This is a genomic window from uncultured Jannaschia sp. (assembly GCF_947494055.1).
GTDB lineage: Bacteria > Pseudomonadota > Alphaproteobacteria > Rhodobacterales > Rhodobacteraceae > Jannaschia.
Map to the genome: position 1 here is coordinate 1 of NZ_CANLTR010000054.1, position 18,291 is coordinate 18,291.

14 protein-coding genes and 6 pseudogenes are annotated in these 18,291 nt (G+C 64.9%); 5 read left to right on the top strand and 15 right to left on the bottom strand.

Features of this window, described 5'->3' with window-relative positions; all coding sequences use genetic code 11:
* Positions 1-61 precede the first annotated feature (61 nt).
* Positions 62-375, bottom strand: a pseudogene (locus tag Q1A87_RS20865) (transposase); the annotation flags it as partial.
* A gap of 52 nt (positions 376-427) precedes the next feature.
* Here Q1A87_RS20865 and Q1A87_RS20870 point away from each other — a divergent pair.
* Positions 428-1,749: pseudogene (locus tag Q1A87_RS20870) on the top strand (IS1182 family transposase); the annotation flags it as partial.
* A gap of 240 nt (positions 1,750-1,989) precedes the next feature.
* Here the strand turns inward: Q1A87_RS20870 and Q1A87_RS20875 are convergent.
* Positions 1,990-2,659, bottom strand: a pseudogene (locus tag Q1A87_RS20875) (transposase); the annotation flags it as partial.
* Between the two features lie 153 nt (positions 2,660-2,812).
* Between Q1A87_RS20875 and Q1A87_RS20880 the strand changes: the two are divergent.
* Positions 2,813-3,865: an IS110 family transposase gene (locus Q1A87_RS20880; RefSeq protein ID WP_299656051.1), complete on the top strand. Its 1,053-nt coding sequence runs from the start codon at positions 2,813-2,815 to the stop codon at positions 3,863-3,865.
* A 573-nt stretch (positions 3,866-4,438) separates the two neighbouring features.
* Here the strand turns inward: Q1A87_RS20880 and Q1A87_RS20885 are convergent.
* The 7 genes and pseudogenes from Q1A87_RS20885 to Q1A87_RS20910 form a co-directional block, all read right to left on the bottom strand.
* Positions 4,439-5,977 carry an ISNCY family transposase gene (locus Q1A87_RS20885; protein WP_299656054.1) on the bottom strand — a complete coding sequence of 513 codons (1,539 nt, stop codon included), beginning with the start codon at positions 5,975-5,977 and terminating at the stop codon, positions 4,439-4,441.
* A gap of 139 nt (positions 5,978-6,116) precedes the next feature.
* Complete coding sequence (locus tag Q1A87_RS20890; RefSeq protein ID WP_363323037.1) at positions 6,117-6,377, bottom strand: ATP-binding protein; 261 nt, start codon at positions 6,375-6,377, stop codon at positions 6,117-6,119.
* Positions 6,378-6,558: 181 nt separating this feature from the next.
* Positions 6,559-6,639 (bottom strand): annotated as a pseudogene (locus Q1A87_RS24310) (hypothetical protein); the annotation flags it as partial.
* 76 nt (positions 6,640-6,715) lie between these two features.
* Positions 6,716-6,931: pseudogene (locus Q1A87_RS20895) on the bottom strand (ATP-binding protein); the annotation flags it as partial.
* On the bottom strand, positions 6,928-7,398 hold the full coding sequence (locus Q1A87_RS20900) for a hypothetical protein (protein ID WP_299656057.1): 471 nt from the start codon (positions 7,396-7,398) through the stop codon (positions 6,928-6,930). The gene Q1A87_RS20900 and the pseudogene Q1A87_RS20895, both read right to left, overlap by 4 nt.
* 3 nt (positions 7,399-7,401) lie before the next feature.
* Positions 7,402-7,545, bottom strand: a complete 144-nt coding sequence (locus tag Q1A87_RS20905) for a hypothetical protein (protein ID WP_299656060.1) — start codon at positions 7,543-7,545, stop codon at positions 7,402-7,404.
* A gap of 112 nt (positions 7,546-7,657) precedes the next feature.
* A complete protein-coding gene (locus Q1A87_RS20910) occupies positions 7,658-8,827 on the bottom strand; it encodes a glycosyltransferase (RefSeq protein WP_299656063.1) in 1,170 nt (389 codons plus the stop codon).
* 147 nt (positions 8,828-8,974) lie between these two features.
* On the opposite strand from Q1A87_RS20910, the gene asnB reads away from it, so the two are divergent.
* A complete protein-coding gene (gene asnB / locus Q1A87_RS20915) occupies positions 8,975-10,963 on the top strand; it encodes an asparagine synthase (glutamine-hydrolyzing) (RefSeq protein WP_299656066.1) in 1,989 nt (662 codons plus the stop codon).
* Positions 10,964-11,050: 87 nt separating this feature from the next.
* Here the strand turns inward: asnB and Q1A87_RS20920 are convergent, their stop codons facing one another.
* Positions 11,051-11,374 (bottom strand): hypothetical protein, encoded by a 324-nt coding sequence (locus tag Q1A87_RS20920; RefSeq protein ID WP_299656069.1) that lies wholly within the window; start codon positions 11,372-11,374, stop codon positions 11,051-11,053.
* A 219-nt stretch (positions 11,375-11,593) separates the two neighbouring features.
* Positions 11,594-12,124 (bottom strand): serine acetyltransferase, encoded by a 531-nt coding sequence (locus Q1A87_RS20925; RefSeq protein ID WP_299656072.1) that lies wholly within the window; start codon positions 12,122-12,124, stop codon positions 11,594-11,596.
* A gap of 582 nt (positions 12,125-12,706) precedes the next feature.
* Here Q1A87_RS20925 and Q1A87_RS20930 point away from each other — a divergent pair.
* A pseudogene (locus tag Q1A87_RS20930) lies at positions 12,707-12,838 on the top strand (IS3 family transposase); the annotation flags it as partial.
* Positions 12,839-13,234: 396 nt separating this feature from the next.
* Here the strand turns inward: Q1A87_RS20930 and Q1A87_RS20935 are convergent.
* The 3 genes from Q1A87_RS20935 to Q1A87_RS20945 form a co-directional block, all read right to left on the bottom strand.
* Positions 13,235-13,705 (bottom strand): Gfo/Idh/MocA family oxidoreductase, encoded by a 471-nt coding sequence (locus Q1A87_RS20935; RefSeq protein WP_299656074.1) that lies wholly within the window; start codon positions 13,703-13,705, stop codon positions 13,235-13,237.
* Positions 13,663-13,842, bottom strand: a complete 180-nt coding sequence (locus Q1A87_RS20940) for a hypothetical protein (protein WP_299656077.1) — start codon at positions 13,840-13,842, stop codon at positions 13,663-13,665. Before Q1A87_RS20940 ends, Q1A87_RS20935 begins: the two co-directional genes overlap by 43 nt.
* An 82-nt stretch (positions 13,843-13,924) precedes the next feature.
* Positions 13,925-16,336, bottom strand: a complete 2,412-nt coding sequence (locus Q1A87_RS20945; protein WP_299656080.1) for an AMP-binding protein — start codon at positions 16,334-16,336, stop codon at positions 13,925-13,927.
* 310 nt (positions 16,337-16,646) lie between these two features.
* Here Q1A87_RS20945 and Q1A87_RS20950 point away from each other — a divergent pair, with 310 nt between their 5' ends.
* Positions 16,647-18,002 (top strand): oligosaccharide flippase family protein, encoded by a 1,356-nt coding sequence (locus Q1A87_RS20950; RefSeq protein ID WP_299656083.1) that lies wholly within the window; start codon positions 16,647-16,649, stop codon positions 18,000-18,002.
* On the opposite strand, the gene Q1A87_RS20955 is transcribed toward Q1A87_RS20950, so the two are convergent.
* Entirely contained in the window at positions 17,999-18,253 is a 255-nt protein-coding gene (locus Q1A87_RS20955; protein WP_299656085.1) for a helix-turn-helix domain-containing protein, read from the bottom strand. The two genes, Q1A87_RS20950 and Q1A87_RS20955, sit on opposite strands and share 4 nt — an antisense overlap.
* Positions 18,254-18,291: the final 38 nt, after the last annotated feature.

Here is an 18,291-nt window from a genome sequence, read left to right on the forward strand (position 1 = left end):
CAGCCGACGCGCCACGCTGTCGACCGCACGACAGAAGAGTAATGGAAACGTGCAGGAAAGTCTTGTCGATCCCATCCGTCGAGTGAAGCTTGGCTCGGTGCTGCCGGGGGAAGGTCATGTAGGCGAGCACATCCTCCTCATTCCGGCTACGGTCGATCCCCCGGATCGATCGCTTCACGCCTTCACCGTCCATAAGGGCGGCCGGCTTCGGCAGCTTTCCATGCACCTGGTCGGCCACGAGCCGCCATTGGCGCTGGCCGCGGTGTGGTCGGGCCGGGCGAAGGCGGTGGCGATGAAGGCGGACACCACGCGCCGGCTGCTCTTGCCGGCTTGGGCCAGGGCATTCCTTTGAAAATGCACCCGGGGCCGTTGAAAAAGGCGCGATCTGCTGATTCCGTCTTCATGGCGGCATCATGTGGAGGGTGGCATGATCGGCAGTCAGACCTGCGATCAGCTCGAGTTCTTCGTCTGCGGATCGGCTCGCGTGACCTCGTCCCCGACGATCACATCCTTGTCCGCGTCGACCGGGTTCTCGACCTTGGCTGGCTGCGCGCGGAGGTCGCCGACCTCTACGCACCGGGTGTTGGCCGACCGGGCATCGACCTGGAGGCCGCGGTTCGCCTGATGCTCGCGGGCTTCGGTTTGATCGACAGGCTGCCGGACCACTCCTCACTCACGCGGATACGGCAGCGATGGGGGTCTGAGCGGTTTCGGCGCATCTTCGAACGCACGGTGCGGGACTGCGTCGGCGCCGGGATTGCCAAGGGCGGGATCGTGCATGTGGATGCATCTCTGATCCGGGCAGACGTGTCCTGGGAGAGCCTGGCCGTCCGCCATGTCGCGGCGGTCGCGGGTGCCAATGGCGATGACGGCGACCGTAACAGCGAGGGCGGCGGAGACGATGCCGCGCGGCAGGCGCTCCGGCATTCCAGGAAGACCGGCAAGTTCAGGAAGGTCTGCCTCACCGATCCCGATGCGAGCATGGCGACATTGGGGCGCAATCGACGTCTGGAGCCCAGCTGCAAGCAGCATGGCGTCGTGGACGATGCCTTCGGCGTGGTTCTCGACGTCGAGGTCACGACCGGGGAAGTGAACGAAGGCGAGGAGCTTCTTGCCCGCCTCGACGCGGTCGAGACGACCACCGGGGTCAAGGTGAAGACGGTGACCGCCGATGCCTCGCTCACGCCTACGCCAAGATCTTTGGCAGGCTCGAACGCCGAAAGATCGCCGCGCTCGTCGGGTCGTCCGTCCACTGGACGGCCGCCTGATCCTCCTCGCTCCCGGCCAAGGCCGAACCGATCCGCAGCCCGGTGCCGATGCGCCGGTTCCGCTACGACGCGAAGCACGACATCCTGAAATGCCCCCGAGGCAAGAAGCTCAAGGCCGGGCGGGCCATCAAGCACGGGCGCTTCTTAACATCTCGGGCGCTTCTTCACATCCCAGGCGCGCGACTGTCGCGGATGCGATCTCGCCCGTCTCTGCCTGTCGAAGGGACGTGTGAACAAGGCCGTCGTGCTCGGGAATGATTACCCGGCGCTTCTGCGCGCGCGACGCCGTCGCGAAAGATGGTCGGAGGACGACCGAGGCCTCTACCAGCGCCACCGCTGGCGGTCGGAGGGCTACCATGGCGAAGCGAAGACATGGCACGGGCTCGCCCGCGCGGTCCGGCGCGGCCTCCAGAACATGCGTATCCAAGCCTTCCTCACGGCGGCGGCAGTCAACCTCAAGAGGCTGGCAGCCGCGCTCTACCTAGCTCTCGCCTGCATTCCCTCTGCTGCAACTGGATGGGTCCGATCGACGGCGCCGACGAACGCAAATGGTGATGACCAGCCCGACATTCGAAAAAGGGAGCCGGCCTTGGCGGCGTAGGCCGCAGATGCTCGTTTGCGGTGCAATTCTTAAACGACCCCACCCGGGGGCTGTTGAAGAATTCGCTGTCGAAGTCCCGTAGTCACGGCGTCGTCGCCGGCGGGCGTCTTTGATCGATCGAACGCTCGGTAGCGCCGAGATGGCGCGTCGGGCGCGGATTGGCTCGGTCGTCGCGGCATTCTGTGCGATCAGGGTGCAAATCATGGCGAGAAGGGCCGCTGCGAGCCGCTTGAGGTTGACCGGCGCGGCAGTGAGGAAAGCCTGGATGCGCATGTTGTCGAGCCCGCGCCGCATGGCCCGCGCCAAGCCATGCCAGGTCTTCGCCTCGCCGTGAAAGCCCTCGGACCGCCAACGGTGGCGCCGGTAAAGACGAACGTCTTCTGCCCCCCACCGAAGCCGTCGGCGACGGGCCCGCAACAAGGCCGGATAGTCGTGGACGATGACGACGGATTTGGTGACGCGTGAGGACGACAGGCAGAGATGTGCAAGGTCGCAGCCTTTGCAGTCCCGTGCCTTAGACGCGAAGAACCGGCCATGGACGATCTTCGCCTTGTTGGGCCGTCCGGGCCTTGCCCCGCGGGCAATTGACGATGTCGTTGTGTGCATCGTAGCGGAACCGCCTGAGCGGGACTTTCGCGTGGATCGGCTCGGCCTTGGTCGGGATCACGCCGGTGATCTCGCGGTCTTCCAGGCCGGCGAAAACCTTGGCGTAGGCGTAGCCCGCATCCGCGGTGACGGTGCCGATGGGGGCTCCGGTGACCGCCGCGACCGCGTCGAGGCGGCTCTGTAGAGATGCCGTAATGGGGCCCGTCGCGGATCGCCACGGTCACGGCTTGTAGTTGAGGCTGGAGAGAGGTGTCGTTGCCCTTGGCACGCATGGCGTGTCGGCGGGATCGTGCCCTGCGGCGCGTCCCAATTCCCGGTCAGGAAGAAGGACAACGACATGAACATGTTTATCGGCCTCGACGTTTCGCTGGCAAGCACCGCGGCCTGTATCATCGACGAACGCGGCAAGATCCTGAAGGAATCTAAGGTCGACAGCGAGCCGGCGGCGTTGATCGCCTTCCTGCGCGGCCTGTCCGGCTCGGTGATCACCGCAGGTCTGGAAGCGGGTCCGTTGTCGCAGTGGTTGCATAGGCACCTCACGGAAGCCGGCTTCGAGGTCGTGCTGATGGAAACGCGTCAAGTGAAGGGCGCACTCAAGGCCATGCCGATCAAGACCGACCGCCGGGACGCGGAGGGCATCGCCCGGCTTTTGCAGATGGGCTGGTTTCGCCCGGTCCACTGCAAGTCGGTGTCGGTCCAGGAGATGCGAGCGGTCCTGACCGCGCGCAAGGCAGTGCAGAAGGCGGCTCTCGACATCGAGCTGTCGCTGCGCGGTGTTCTGCGCAATTTCGGCCTGAAAATGGGGAAGGTTTCGAAGGGGCGGTACGAGGCGCGCGTGCGCGACCTTGCGACCGGCAACACCATGCTGGAGACGATGTCGGAGGCGCTGCTGCGCGTCCGCGCCGGGCTGCGCGCGGAACTGGCCGGGCTCGAGCGCCGCTTGCGGGACCTCGCAAAGGAGGATGCCGCCTGCCGGCTCATGATGAGCATGCCCGGTGTGGGGCCGGTGGTGGCCCTGACGGTGAAGTCCGCCATCGATGATCCCGGTCGGTTCCGGTCATCGAAAGATGTTGGTCCGTGGGCGGGTCTGACGCCCGGGCGCTACCAGTCCGGGGAAGTGGACGTCGTGGGTGCGATCACACGCGCTGGCGATGTCGGCTTGCGCACTGCGCTCTACCAGGCGGCGACGGTGATGCTGCATCGGAGCAAGCCGTCTTGGTTGAAGGCGTGGGGACTGCAAGTCGCGAGACGACGTGGAACGAAGCGGGCGGTGGTCGCGATGGCGCGGCGCATCGGAGTGGTTCTGCATCGGATGTGGATGGATGGCACTGAATTCCGCTTCACACGCTCCGATGCCTCGGACTGCCCACCGAGCTGCGCCGCCGCGTGATCGGTAGCTCTCTCGCAGACGGTCCAACCTGATCACACTTTGACAACAGGAGGTTTCGGCCGCGCTCGACGCGCTGGTCGTCCGAAGTCCCACCGGGACGCGGTCCCCGATGACGCCGTGGTTGTCGCAGTTGCCGGACGCACATGTCCGAACACGCTGTTGAGATAGGCGCTCGGGAACCGCACTGGACTTGGCATGATGTGGCAGTCTCTGCGCTGACCACGGACCGAAGCATGAACCCGGGAGGATCAAAGGCGCACAGAGAGCGGACAGCGAACGCCTCGTCTCCGTCGCCAGAAGATAATTGCGCCTCTCTCTCGGCGCCGGCGCAAGCCTTCGACCGGCGCGCGCGTGATGACGTGCGCGATTATGGGCTTGACGGTCAAAGCCCCATTACCGAAGCGACAACCAACTTGTCCGGCGTATTGCCTCATGACGAAATGTTCCCGAGAGAGTGCTTGTCGCCTCATCTGACATGTTGCCGAGAAACCTGCTGGTTCGCGTCTGCAATGACTGCGCTATTAGCGGACGCATCCGTGGGCGCGGGGGGCTTTCCGGCGGGGCGCGGAACCCTCAACCAGTGCAGCGCCTCGTCGGAAAGCCCCCGCCTGCGCCGTCCCCGGCTCTCGCACTCATCACCAGTGCCCTGGCGCGATCCCGACGCCACACCTTCAGCCGCCGCTGGACCGTGCGGATCAGGCCATCCGGGTAGAGCCCGGGATGTTCGATCTGAAGACGATCGAGGAGCTGCCGTCCCGTCACGCCCGGGTTGGCGTCGAAGCACGCCTTCAGAGCATCGGTCACGGCCTCCAGAGGGTCGGGCACGGTACGGTAGCGTGGCTTTGAAGGCTTCGGTTGCGCCGTTGGCCGGACGTGGTCCGTCGAGCACCAGGCAACCTTGAGGCTCTCAAGAAACGCTTCGAGCGGCGGCGCGTCGCTCGGCGTGGCGGGCGACGTATCAGCGATCTCGATCAACGCCTGCTGGGCAGCGCGGATGTCCCTGAGCAAACGGACGGGATCGAGCGTCGCATGCTGCAAGTCCAGTGCCTCCTTGACCGCCTGCGGCGTGCGCGGATCAGCGACGAGGCGTTGGTGCGGCGTAAGGGGGGCATGATACCGCTTTCGGATCGACGCGCCGTCCCGCTCTTTCCCGGCGAGCTTGAAGGACGGTTGAAAGAAGTTCACGAACAACCGCATCGGACGGTAGAGGCGTGCGAGAGCCTGCGTGGCGGCCAGTCCTTCGAAGCGGCGATAGCCGACCATGCGACGCACGACCGCTCCGTTCTTCTGTTCGATATGCGCCTGATCGTTCTTGCGATACGGGCGTGAGCGGGTGAATTCCACGCCTGCCACCTCGCACCACGCCTTCACCGTCTCGTTGATGAAGACGGTGTCGTTGTCGGTGTCGAACCCGAGGATCGGCAAGGGTGTCACGCTGCACAGCACCGTCAGCACTTCCCTCAGCAACTGCTGTTCCCGGAACAGAAGCGGCGCGCATTCCGTCCAGCCGCTCGCGATGTCGGTCAGCACCAGCGTCTGCGCAAAGCTGCCGCTCGTCAGCGGACCGCTGTGGGAGACGAGGTCGGCCTCGAAGAACCCGGGCGGCGGATCGTTCCAATCGGCGTAGGTGCGGATCGGCACGGCGTGGCGGATTGCCGACGATGGCGCCGTGCGGCGACGACCGCGGCTGCCCGCCGCCTTGCGGACCGGCCCGAGGATCCGATCGATCGTCGCGGCACTGACCGTTTCCAGTCGTTCTCGCACCCCGGGATCGAGGTCCAGATGCCCGTGGCGCTCCATTGCGTCGAGCAGGATCGGAATGAGGGGCTTGAGCCGCTTGCCGCAAATCCTGTCCGAAGCTTCCCACAACACGATCAACGCCTCGCGGACGGCATCGTCGTAGAGCCGTCGATCAGGCCGCGGCTTCGACCGCTTCGACCGGTTGACCTTGCTTCCGCCGCGAAGAAGTCGCGCCGCATGCTTGCGATGGTAGCCCGTCACCGCCGCGAATTCTGTCACGATACGACCCTTGTCCATCCGCGTCGCCTGACCGTATCGCGCCATCAGCGCATCGAGAAGTTCATCCCGCGTCGCCATGCTCACCCGCCTCACAACTGCGCCTCTCGTCCCCAGGAATGCCCGGGAACATTTCTAACGAGGCAACAGCCCTACCTTCGGCAACAATTCTGGCGAGGCAATGCGCCGCTTGCGACAGCCAAGTTGGCCGGTTCTGGTGGCTGCGGCAGGATGTTCAGGTGGTGACGTCCTCCTTGGTTCTGCCGGCGAGGCTGTCGGTGGTTGTCGCTGCGCCCTCAATCTCGAGGGTAGTACGCCCGGCGGCGGCGCGGCGGCGGTAGCTGTCGACGTTCATCTCGAGGATGGTCGCGTGGTGGACGAGCCTGTCGATCGCGGCGACGGTGACGGCCTTGTCGGGGAAGAGGCGGTCCCAGGCGCTGAAGGGCTGGTTGGCGGCGATGGCGAGGCTGCGGGTTTCGTAGCGCCGGGCGATCAGTTCGAAGAGGACGGAGGTCTAGGCCTGGTCTTTCTGGGCGTAGCCGATGTCGTCGAGGATGATCAGGTCGAAGCGGTCGAGCGTGGCGAGCGTGGCCTCGAGAGCGAGGTCGCGACGGGCGGCCTCGAGGATTGGACACCAGATCGGTGGTGCGGGTGTAGAACACGCGCCGGCCGGCCTCGACGAGGGCGTGGCCGATGGCGCAGAGCAGATGGGTCTTGCCGGCGCCGGAGTTGCCCCTCTCGGGACATTGCTGCGCAATGCCCTGTCAGGCAGTGGATCGCGATGAGGTTGGCGCCGGTCTCGATCCAGTCGCCGGCGGCGAGCGCCTCAATGCGGGCGCGGGGCACGGCGGGCAGCGCCTTGAAGTCGAAGGTCGCCAGGGTCTTGCCGCCCGGCAGACGGGACTCCGCGAGGTGGCGCTGGATGCGGCGAGTCTCGCGCTCGGCGAGTTCCACCTCGGCCAGACCGGCCCAGTGGCGATGGAAGCTGGGCAGGCGCAGTGCGGTCAGCATGGCGGGCAGCGCGTGGACGTCGACGGCGCGGGCGGTCATGCGCGGACCTCCAGCAGGGCGTCGAAGCTGGCCAGGTCGGTCAGCGCCACGGGCACATCGGCCGGGCGTTCTCGGCGTCGCGGTTCGAGGCGTTTGGTAAGCTCGCGGGCATCGGGAAGATCCCTCGAGCCGAGGTCGTCTGCGATCAGCGCGGCGAGTTCGGCTTCGCAGCCCTCGTCATGGGCGAGCCAGAGCAGCTCGACCATGCGTCGACAGGCGTCTCGCTGGGGCAAGGCCGCGGACAGCGCAGCCCAAGCTTCGGCATACTCGGAGTGGGGAAAGAGCCCGTCGCGGTAGACCGATCCCGCGAGTGCCTGCGGTTTGCGGCGCAGGGCATGGATGACATGCCGATAGTTGATGCGGTGGACGCGCTTCTCGTCATTGCGCCGGCGGAGGCGGGGATGGCGCACGACATGAGTGCTGCCCAACCACGCTTCGATCCGGTCGTCGTAGACGTGGACCCGCAAGCGCTAGCCGATCAGGCGCGAGGGTGCAGAGTAGAAGATACCGTGCACGAGAAAGCCGCCGGTCCGCGTGACGCGGGCGACCAGCTCGGTGAAGTCGGTGGTGCGCCGGGCGGGCAGCGGCCGCAACGCCGTCACCTCCCCCATCATGCCGACCGTGCTCAGATAAGCACACCCAAACCCGAAACCTGTCCGTGAAAGCGGGTCAACTCCAACGTCTGTTTCTAATCCCTGCCCGAGCGTCACGCCCGGTTGCGCCGTCTCACGATCCGGGCCTGGCCGCCACTGCCTGTTCCAGTGCCTTTGCCAAACCGAGCGCGTTGTGCGCACCGTCATGCATGCGCTCGACGCAGATGCGACCGAAATCGGCCTTTGCCCGCATCTCAGCGGGCGACGCGCGCAGAGCTGCGTCAAGCGCATTTGCCAGCCCTTCCACGTCGCCTGGCTCGACCAGCCAGCCGCAATCGGGCGTGACAAGCTCGGGAATGCCGGCGACGGGCGTCGTCACCACAGGCCGGCCAAGCGCGAGCGCCTCCATCAAGACCATTGGTAGCCCCTCAGCAAAGCTTGGGAGGACGAGAGCGCGTGCCGCCGCGATCAGGCGCCGGACCTCTTCGTGCGACTTCCATCCTAACAGCGAGACGCAGTCCTGCAGCCCGAGCTCGGCGATGCGCACCTCAAGCGCGGCGCGGTCCTCGCCGTCACCCACGAATTGGATGCGGAGACCGGGATGATCAGTTGCGATCCGGGCGACTGCTTCAAGCGTCACCAGCTGCGCCTTCTCGGGGCATAGCCGCCCCACGCAGATCAGGGGCGCGTCCGGCCTCTCAGGCGGTGTCGTCTCAAGCTCGCACAGGTCGATGCCGCAGCGGACGATCCGTGTCCGGCCATCTACGTCAGAACCGCAGATCTCTTGGATTTTGGCCTCACAATAGGCGGAGATGCACGCCACGAAAGCCGCGTGCCGGGCTTTAAGCGGTATGGTGGGACGGTTGTCGTCGTAGAACTCATTAGGGCCATGGGCAGTGAAGCTATAGCTGGGGCCGCCCAAGCGGCGGCACAGCATCGCGACGGCTGCCGAGTTGGTCGAGAAATGGGTATGCAGATGCGCGATCCCGTCCCGACGAGCCCAGACCTTCAGCGTAATGGCTTCCACTAGATAAGCCATATGTATGATGGGACGGCTGCGCGCGGCCCGGTACAGCGCGACTAGAGAGGACATGGCGCGTCCCATCCCGGCCGGGTTGCACACGATCTCCGCGAGCGCGCGCAGCACGGCTCGCCCCGGCGCATCCAACACGTATCGCGTCAGGTCGCGCTCACGCACGTCTCCGGCGGTGACCAAGGGACCGTTCCATCGGCGAAGCGCATAGCGCTGGATGGGGCCATGCCGAGCCTCGATTGCGGTGATCTCGGTGCGGATGAACGTCATGCTCGTTCCCGGGTACATATTTAAAAAATATGCGTATTTCATATGTAGTAGCCCTTCGGGTAACGTGGCAGCTTCTGCAAGCGATGCCGACAGGTGTCAACGACGCGCGCCCGCTCCGCCCGGCGCGCCTGAAACGGAGTGTCTTCGATGTGCGGATTGGCCGGATTTCTTTATCGTCCCGGAGTCTTAGAGGCTGACCGCGCCGTAGCGCTCGGGACGGCCATGACCGACCGACTGAACCACCGCGGACCGGATGCGGACGGTCACTGGTCGGATCCCGAGCTTGGCATTGTGCTCGGTCATCGCAGGCTGTCGATCCTGGACCTATCGGAAGCGGGAGCGCAGCCCTTCGTTTCTCCGTCCGGGCGCTACGTGCTCAGCTACAACGGCGAGATCTACAACCACGCCGTAATCCGCCGTGCGCTTGAGGAAGCCGGTGCGACGCCCGCGTGGCGCGGCACCAGCGACACCGAAACGCTTGCGGCCGCTATTGACATATGGGGCATCGAAGAGGCGGTGTCCCGGACGGTGGGCATGTTTGCTTTCGCGCTGTGGGATCGCGAGCGTCGTACGCTTTCGCTTTGTCGCGATCGTGCCGGCGAGAAGCCGCTCTACTGGGGCTGGACGGGAACGGGCCGGGAGCGGCGCTTGGTTTTTGCCTCGCAGCTCTCGGCGCTCTGGGTCCATCCCGGAATACGCGGGGAAATCGATCGCTCTGCTCTCGTGGAGCTGCTCCGCCATCGCTGCGTGGGCGGCGCGCGCTCAATCCATCCCGGGATCCGCAAGGTACTTCCGGGCACGATCGTGACGATCGACGGGCTTGACGGGGAGCCAAGTGAAACGCGCTACTGGTCGCTCATGAAAGTGCTGGCCACGCGCGGCGGCGACCCTTGGAAGGGGTCGCAGGAGGACGCCATCGACGCGCTGGAGGTGCTTCTGCTCGACGCTGTGGGCGGGCAGATGATCTCCGACGTGCCGCTTGGCGCCTTTCTGTCGGGTGGCATCGACTCGTCGCTGGCAGTGGCGCTGATGCAGCGCCTAGCCGACTGTCCGGTTCGGACGTTCTCGATCGGCTTCGACGTGCCGCGCTTCGATGAGGCGCCCTTTGCCCGTGATGTGGCGGAGCATCTCGGCACCGAGCACACGGAGGTCTACGTGGGAGAGCGCGAGCTGCTCGATATCGTGCCTGCCCTTCCGAACATGTTCGACGAGCCCTTCGCGGATGCCTCTCAGATTCCTACCGCGCTGCTCGCGCGGATCACGCGGAAGCAAGTGACGGTGGCTTTATCGGGCGACGGGGGCGACGAGTTCTTCGGCGGCTACGACCGCTATCGCCAAGGCGCGGCGCTGACCACATGGTTGGACAGGCTGCCGCTCGGGCTGCGCATGGCGCTGGCGCGTGGCGCGCGCGCAGTGCCTGATGCCGTGGTGGGCGCGATGCTGGCCCCGCTGCGACCCGCGCGCGAGGGCAAGGAGCCCGGTCTGCAATGGGCACGGCGGATGGGGCGCTACTTGGGCAGTCCCTCGGGCGATGCGCTGCACCGCGACTTGGTCTCCTTCTGGCGCGATCCAGTTTCGGGCGTGCGGGGGGCCGGACCCGCTGACGATCCCGCCCGCACCTTGCCGTCCGCACTGGACGGCTTCGCGATCGAGGAGCGTATGATGGCCGACGACCTGCGTGCCTTCATGGTCGATGACATTCTGGCCAAGGTCGACCGCGCGACTATGGCGGCCTCGCTGGAGAGCCGGGCCCCATTCCTCGACCATCGCGTGATGAGCTTCGCGGCCTCGCTGCCGCTCGAACTCAAGATTCGGGATGGCAAGGGCAAGTGGATCCTCCGCGAGTTGCTTGCGCGTTACGTGCCCCGCGCGCTCTTCGAGCGGCCCAAAATGGGTTTCGAGGCGCCGATCGGCGCTTGGATCCGCGGACCGCTGAAGCCTTGGGCTAGCGATCTTTTGTCCCATGATCGCCTTGTCCGAACCGGCCATTTCGAGCCCGACGTGATCGAAGCCATGTGGCACGATCATCAGGAGCACCGGGCGGAATGGGGCCACCAGCTTTGGAGCGTGTTGATGTTTGAGAGCTGGCTGGATCAGGCGCAAGTCAGGGACCAAGTCGCCGAAAGGGTCGATTGAAACGCTGAGAACGGTTTCGGCCATGCGGCGGCGGTCGTCCGGACAAAACGCCAGTCTTCCCGATGACCGCTCTTTCCTTAAAGGGGTTCAGGTGGTTGTGCCGGCAAGCCATTTCACACGGCCGGGCCGGGCCAGCTCCGGCAGGGTGTTGAAGGTCTCGGCAGCGTGAGCCCGCTCGAGCGGGCCTGGATGCTGCGACGGCGGAGTGCGTCGGATCGAGCACGGCGGCACCTCGACGCCGTGGGCCCGCAACGCCTCAATCTCGCGCAGGATAAAGGTCAGCGAGACCGTCGGATACATTCCGCAGAGATAGGCGACCGGAGGGGCGCGCCGGAAGACGTCGGATCGCTCATCGATCGCATACAGGACCTCCGTCCGCGACGCCATGCTGATCCTCTGCACCATCCCCACGCTCTACCCATCCTCGCCGCTGTCGAAGCCGGGCTACGCGATGGGGCACCTTCCGGTAACGGTTCATGTGAGGCAATGCGTGGTCGAGACCGCAGCCGGACTTTCTACCGCAAGCACGATGGCTGCGGCAGAAATGGTATTCTTCATGATGTGTTTCCCCAATGCGTCGGATGACTTGGTGTAACCATAACGGCGTGATTCCGTCATGCTAGGGAAAGGTTAAGACGAAAGAGCAAGACTGGGTTTGCCGGCGGGGCGTGGCCGTTTGATACGCGCGGGGTTTCCGACCGCGACAGCCCCCGCAGGTACGTCCCGCAATACGACGGCATTCGCCCCGATCCGCGCGCCGCTGCCGATCCTGACACCACCGAGGATAACCGCGCCCGCACCGACATCGACACCATCCTCTAGCACGGGATAACCGCCGGGCCGGTAGCCAATAGTGACGTTCTGAAACAACAGGCAGTTCGTGCCAATCACCGCGCTAGGATGGATTACTACGCCGACCGGGTGAGGCAGAAGTAGCCCGCCGCCGAGTTGCACGGTAAGCGGAATGTCGGTCGCCGCCATGACGGACCAGAAGCGATGACGCAGAACGGCCAGTTTGCGGGGCAACGCCCACCGCGCGCCCTGATAATCCCGGATCGACCGTAGAAGCTTGCGCGACGGATCGAACCAGCGGCGGGGTCGTTCCCGGTTCCAATCGGGTTCAGACATCGCGGAGCTGGCCCTCTGGTCGTCGTTCAGCAAGTTCAGGGCAAGTCCCTCCTACACCAACAGCGCATTCGAAAAGGATTCCATCTTGGGCAAGCCGGGGCCGAAGACTTCCAACGATCCGCTTGGGGTCCGGTACATCTCAGTAATCGCGTCCGTCACCATCATTCTCCGCGCCATTCCGCGTTCAGCGTTTGCCAGGCTGAACCGTGTGCAGGCAGCACCGAACCGACTTCTCAATTATCCGCAGCAGATAGCAAGCTGAGCCGACCGCCATAGTTAATGCTGCCCAAAATGATGCAGGACTTTCCCGGAAGTAGGGACGTATCGGCCGCTAGTTGTACGCCGAGACAAACTTCCAATTGATACCCGGCTAAGCGGTCGCCCCCCGCGAGGATGCGTCCAGTTTCATCAACGACGCAGATCGCCGTCTTCTCTTGGGAAACGTCCAAGGCTGCATAGGAGGGCATCATGGTACTCCGCTGTATGTCGGCCGAGCCGATCGTTGCTGAATGATGGTCAGCTTGGGGAAGCGCCGCGCTCTCCGCGAGGGCCACCTGCGATTACGCTAAGTGGTCCTCCCTGAAGTAGGCTTTTGAGCCAGATGGAGGACAAGAAATGCCCCAGAAGAGACACAAGCCGAAAGAGATCGTCGCGAAGGCTCAGTAGGTTGACGTACTGGTATCGCAGGGCCGATTGGTGGCCGAGGCGGTGTGCTCGATCGGCGTGACACAGTTCACCCATTTCCGGCCATAGCTCTTGCCGCTGCCGCAAGCTGCGCAAGATTCCCTTCGGACCTCCGCTTGGGGCATGGAGCGCCCGCCGTCCGCCGCCCGGCGGCACCGGACGGACAAGCGGCACGCGGAAGGCCGCGCCGAGCGCTGCGTGCCGGCGCAACGTCCGCGCGTTGCGGGCCTTGAGCGCGACCGGATCGAAGCGCTCGAGCCGCACCGGCGCCTCGTAGTCGCGATAGGTGTCGGCCCAGAGCTCGCCCCGGTTGCCGATGATCCGCGTCCGGTGATCGGTCGGCGCCGCGATCGAGTTGGTGAGCCGCGCGGTGACGCCAGAGGCGAAGTCGAGCGCGGCCACCGAGAAGTCGGGCGTGTCCGCTGGATCGAGCGGCCGGTCGGTCTTGTCGGGCAGGATTCACTTCGAGAAGGCGGTGAGCGAGCGGACAGGTCCGAACAGCGCGCACATCCAGCTCAGGTGGTAGCCTGCATGCTCCCAGGTGCAGCCCATCTCGTATTCGTGCAGATGCGGCCAGGGCGCGCCGGTGGCCGAGCGCCAGGTCTCGGGACCGAGCAGGTAGACCGGATTGTCATCGAACTTCGCGTAGACGAGCCGCACATCGCCGACCGCGCCCGCCTCGACGAGGCTCCAGAGCGTCTGGACGCTCGGCGAGAGTGCGTTTGAGGGGGCCGCGGACAGTCGCAATCCGCGCGCCTCGGCCAGCGTCGCTGTCAAAGGCTTTTCGGAATAAACGTGCTTGCCGGCCTCAAGCGCGGCGCAGCTGATCTCGTGATGAACGGGGATCGGCGTGAAGTTCGCGACGATGTCGATTTCCGGATCGGCGATCAGCGCCGTCGCATCGGCGTGGACGTGCATCCCGTAGGCCACGCCCACCCGTTCGGCCGCGCTTGGTCGATATCGGCCAAAGCGGTGAAGGCGATGCCCGGATGACGTCCGGCGGTGGCCATGTAGAGGTCGAAGACCCAGCCGCAGCCCACCACGCCGATCCGCATTGGTCGGCTCACGAGGCCCCCTCCGCCGCCCGGGCCAGCTGGGCCCGGGCAATACAGACCGGAAAGAATGCTTTTACCTCTATCAGCATCGATCTTAGACCCGGCGAATCCGTTGGGCCGGAACAACCCGACCGGCCGCCTCGATCATGCGCCTGACCCGAGTATCTACCGGCTGGTAAAGGAGCCACAAGAGCGTTCCCCCTGCAATCGCCGCCGCCACCGCGGCGAGGGGCGGCAGGGACCCCGCGACCTTCTCAAGGAGGCTGCGGATCTGGAAATGCGTCAGGTAGATCATCAGCGAGGCGTTGGCGACGTGTCGCAGGACGGGTGTCAATACGCGCGGCACCGTCACCGCAGGCAGGAGAGCGATTGCTAGCACCGCCACGACGACGAACCGGATCTCGGGGCCGGAGAAGGCGAGCCAGCCCAAGAGGAACACCCCCGCCGCGCCGAGCCGCGCCGGGAGGCCGCGCGCGAACTGCATCGCCGCGCCGCACAGGAACATCCACATCAACAGATGCGGTAGCCGCCGGAACAGATAATCCGTGTCCCAGATCCGGTCGCTCACCACCATGATCCCGACTGCCGCCGCTGCCGCACCGAGCGTCAGCAGAAAGGGACGCGCGACCAGCACCGCGCGGCACCGTGCCGAGAAGAGCGGCAGCGACAGAAGCGTCAGGCCTTGTACGTAGGCGTCGATGAACCAAGCATCCCCGGCGATGTCGGGTCCGATCCAGTTTCCTAGAAGCGTATAGGCGAGGGGATCGCCGTATCCCGTTCCGATCCATATCGCGAGGCCGACGAGCCAGGTCAGCACCACAATCCGGAGGAGCAGGGTGAAGATCGCGCTGACGTTGCCCGTCCGCTCGACCGCCGGGATCGTGAACATCGCGAAGTTCAGCCCGGCAATGAAGAAGAGAGCGAAGGCCCCCGTCCCGCCGTAGTCGAAAAGGCCGAAATGGCCGATCACGACGAGGCAGATGGCGAGCGCGCGGATCAGGGTCGGCGTATCGAGGCTTGCGAAGGGGGAGGGGGTCTTCGGCTCCAGCGCGCCCGCCGGTACCTCTTGCCAGTTCTCCGGCAGCCCGCCCAAGACACGTTCCAGATCGAGCGCGACGGCCAGATAAGTAAGGCTGTCCCCGCCCAAATCGACGAAGCGCGTCCGGTCCGTCATCGTGCGACCGGGGAAGTTCGCGCGGAACACCTCGAGCGCGGTGCGGGGCTTTGCATGCGCGGACGGGGCCGACGGGACTTCCGCCGTCGCCTCGTCCTCCACGTCCCGGCGGAGCGCCGCGCGCCGGATTTTGCCCGACCCGGTCCGGGGCAGGGCGTCCACCTCGCGAAGCCGGAACGCGTCGCCCGCCGTGACTCCGCGCAAGGACAGCGCCGCAACGATCGCGGGCCGCGCCGTTTCGGGCGCTTCGATCGCTCCGCGCTCGATCGCAACGAGGGGCAGGTGGCCGCGGATCGGATCGGGTATTCCAACCACGGCGAAGCGGCCCTCGAGTGTCGGCAGGGAGGCGGCGATGTCGCGTTCCAACCCCTCGGCACTCACCTTGATGCCGCCGAGATTGATCTGGTCGTCGAGCCGACCGCGGTAATGGAGATGGCCGTCCTCGATGGCGCCCGCATCCTGGGTCACGAACCAGCCGTCGTCGTCCGCGAGCGCATGCAGATGTCCGTCCGGATCGAGCCGACCGAGCGCGACGTGATCCCCGCGCAGGCAGATCCGGCCCGTCGCGTCGATCCGGACCTCGACCGGCCCCTCCACGGCACCGACGGAGTCGAGCGCCTCCGGAGCGGCTTCGGAAATGTCGAGGAAGGTGGAGCGCGAAGCCTCCGTCAGCCCGTAATGCTGCACGATCCGGGCTCGGGGAAACAGGTCGCGCATCGCGGCCTTCTCCGCGCCGGTCATGAACTGGCTGCCGATCTCGATCCAGCGGACCCGGTGGGCCATTGGCGCGAAGAGGTCGGCGGCGCGCAGGATCACCCGGGCAAGGCTCGGCACGACCGAGAGGGCATTGACCTCGCCTTCTGCCAGCAGGCGGCGCAGTTCGGTCGGATCAAAAGCCGCGGGAATGTAGCTCCGCCCGCCCGCCGCCGCGACCGCTCGTACCCGGCCCAGCCCGAAAGAATAGGCAACCGGGACGCCTACGTATTCGCGGATCTCGGACGTAACGCGCATGGCCGCGTTGAGGCGTTCCACCGTGCTGTCAAGGTTCCGGCGGCTCAGCACGATGGCCTTGGGCAGGCCTTCGGTCCCGGACGAGAAGACGATCTGCGCCGGATCATCGGAATGCGACAGGGCGAGGGGCCGGTCGAACCACGCTCCGTTCGCAGCCGGGATTTCGACGTGGGTCGCCCCCGTCAGCACCGGATGCACCGCTACGTCGGGCCGCACGACGGCGAAGAGGTGCCCCGCCTCGAGATGATCGAACACCGCTCCCAAGAATGCGACGTCGTTGCGGGCGGGCAGGGCGTGGATGGAAAGAGACAAGCGCTTCACGAAAGGAACGTCCACTTCGGCGGCTAGAGAATGCCCCGCGTGGATGATCGACGACGTTTAATGCCCGGTTCGCGCCCAGAAGGATAATCTAAAGCAAGCGCTTTAAATGGAAGAGAATAGATTTACACGCAGCGCTGCAATCATGTGGATGCGTTGAAAGGTCTTGAAACGACAACCTTTCCTTCGACGCCATCGTTCGGCTCGCAACGGGCAAGCTTGCATCCCGGGATCGATGCGTGAAGACGCTTCCTTAGCAAAGCGCCTCGTATTCGCCGAAGCGTTCTCATCCTTCCCGAACTGGTCCGGTCACGTGATAGCTCGCTTCAGAACCTTCGTCTCCAGCGACAGCATCCGCGACCGCGCCCTCAAGGGAACGGCGGTCTCGGTCGCAACGGTCGGGGCCGGTCACGTGCTTCGCTTCGGTTCGAACCTCGTCCTGACGCGCCTGCTGTTTCCAGAAGCCTTCGGCCTGATGGCCCTCGTTCAGGTCGTCCTGTCCGGACTGGTCCTAATGTCGGATGTTGGCCTGCGCGTTTCGGTGATGCAGAACCCGCGCGGCGACGACGAGGACTTCCTTAATACCGTCTGGACGATGCAGGTCCTGCGCGGCGTCTTCCTCTGGCTAATGACCTGCGCCTTGGCCTTTCCCATGGCCGCGTTCTACGACCAGCCGCTACTAGCGAGCATCCTGCCGGTCGCCGGCCTCTCGCTTCTTGTCAGTGGGTTTAACACGACGAACGTGTTGACCGCGCAGCGGCACATGCGGATCGCACGTTATTCCTGGATGACCCTCATCGCGCAGGCGGCGCAGATCGCGGCAATGACAGGTCTAGCCTATATCCTGCAATCGGTTTGGGCACTCGCGATCGGAACGATCTTCCACTCCATCATCATGCTCTTTCTCTACCAAAAATACGTGCCCGGAATCCGGAACGGGTTCCGCTACGATCCGGCCAACATGCGGGAGATTTTTTCCTTCGGGAAATTCCTCTTCATTAGCACGCTCGCGACCTTCGCCATATCCCAGAGCGACCGAGCCATCCTGGGTCTGGCCATCCCGATCGACCTTTTGGGGATCTATGGAATCGCCTTCACGCTCGCGACGCTGCCTTCGACACTGTCAAGCTCAGTCGCTGGCTCAGTCGTCTTTCCGCTCTACCGGATGCGCCACCCGTCCGAAAATCCGGCGAACCGGGCGAACCTGTTCCGGGCCCGGCGCCTCGTCGTAAGCGGTACCCTCGCGCTCAACGTCTCAATGGCCATGATCGCTCCTTGGTTCGTCTCCCTGATCTACGATGACCGTTACGTCTTGGCTGGTCCGATTGCGGTGATCCTGTGCATGGCCAATGTACCGCTCGTCGTATTCAGCGGAGTCATAAACGCCGTTCTTACCAAGGGCGATTCCTTCCGCACAATGATCATGAACGTTACGAATGCGCTGCTCCAGACGGGATTCATGTATGTCTTCGTCATGTCGATCGGGATCGTCGGAGCAGCGCTCGCCATTGGTCTAACCCAACTCCTAACCTACCCTCTTCTGGCCGTTTTCCTACGGCGCTACGGAAGCTGGGACATTCGAGGCGACCTAGCCCTCATGTCCGGAGGTCTCATGGCGACCGGGCTAGCCTGTGCGTGGCATTGGAACGAGATTCAGCAGCTGCTTTAAATCGTATTGACAAGCGACGGACTAGAGGCGGATTGAGATTTAGCCGTCTGCCGGTGCGCCGCCATCGCGAAGTATCCCGCGACCTTCGGGAAATCGTGGTTCTGGAAATGATTGCGCTTAAGCTCGCGGAAGATCGTGCTGCGGTGCCGACCCAGCACGCGCGCCATCTCCGTCGGCGACACCTTCGCCGCCCGCCAGCGCTCGATCCTGCATCGCTCGTCCACCCTCAACTGTGCGTACTTCCGTCTCATCTTCTAACTCCTGTGATCCGACAAAGCATTGTCATCAA

What these genes read in the sequence shown, in the direction of transcription:
- Q1A87_RS20880 (WP_299656051.1), top strand. Translation starts at nt 2,813, where the DNA reads ATGAACATGTTTATCGGCCTCGACGTTTCGCTGGCAAGCACCGCGGCC.
- Q1A87_RS20905 (WP_299656060.1), bottom strand. Translation starts at nt 7,545, where the DNA reads ATGATGGGGGAGGTGACGGCGTTGCGGCCGCTGCCCGCCCGGCGCACC.
- Q1A87_RS20910 (WP_299656063.1), bottom strand. Translation starts at nt 8,827, where the DNA reads ATGACGTTCATCCGCACCGAGATCACCGCAATCGAGGCTCGGCATGGC.
- asnB (WP_299656066.1), top strand. Translation starts at nt 8,975, where the DNA reads ATGTGCGGATTGGCCGGATTTCTTTATCGTCCCGGAGTCTTAGAGGCT.
- Q1A87_RS20955 (WP_299656085.1), bottom strand. Translation starts at nt 18,253, where the DNA reads ATGAGACGGAAGTACGCACAGTTGAGGGTGGACGAGCGATGCAGGATC.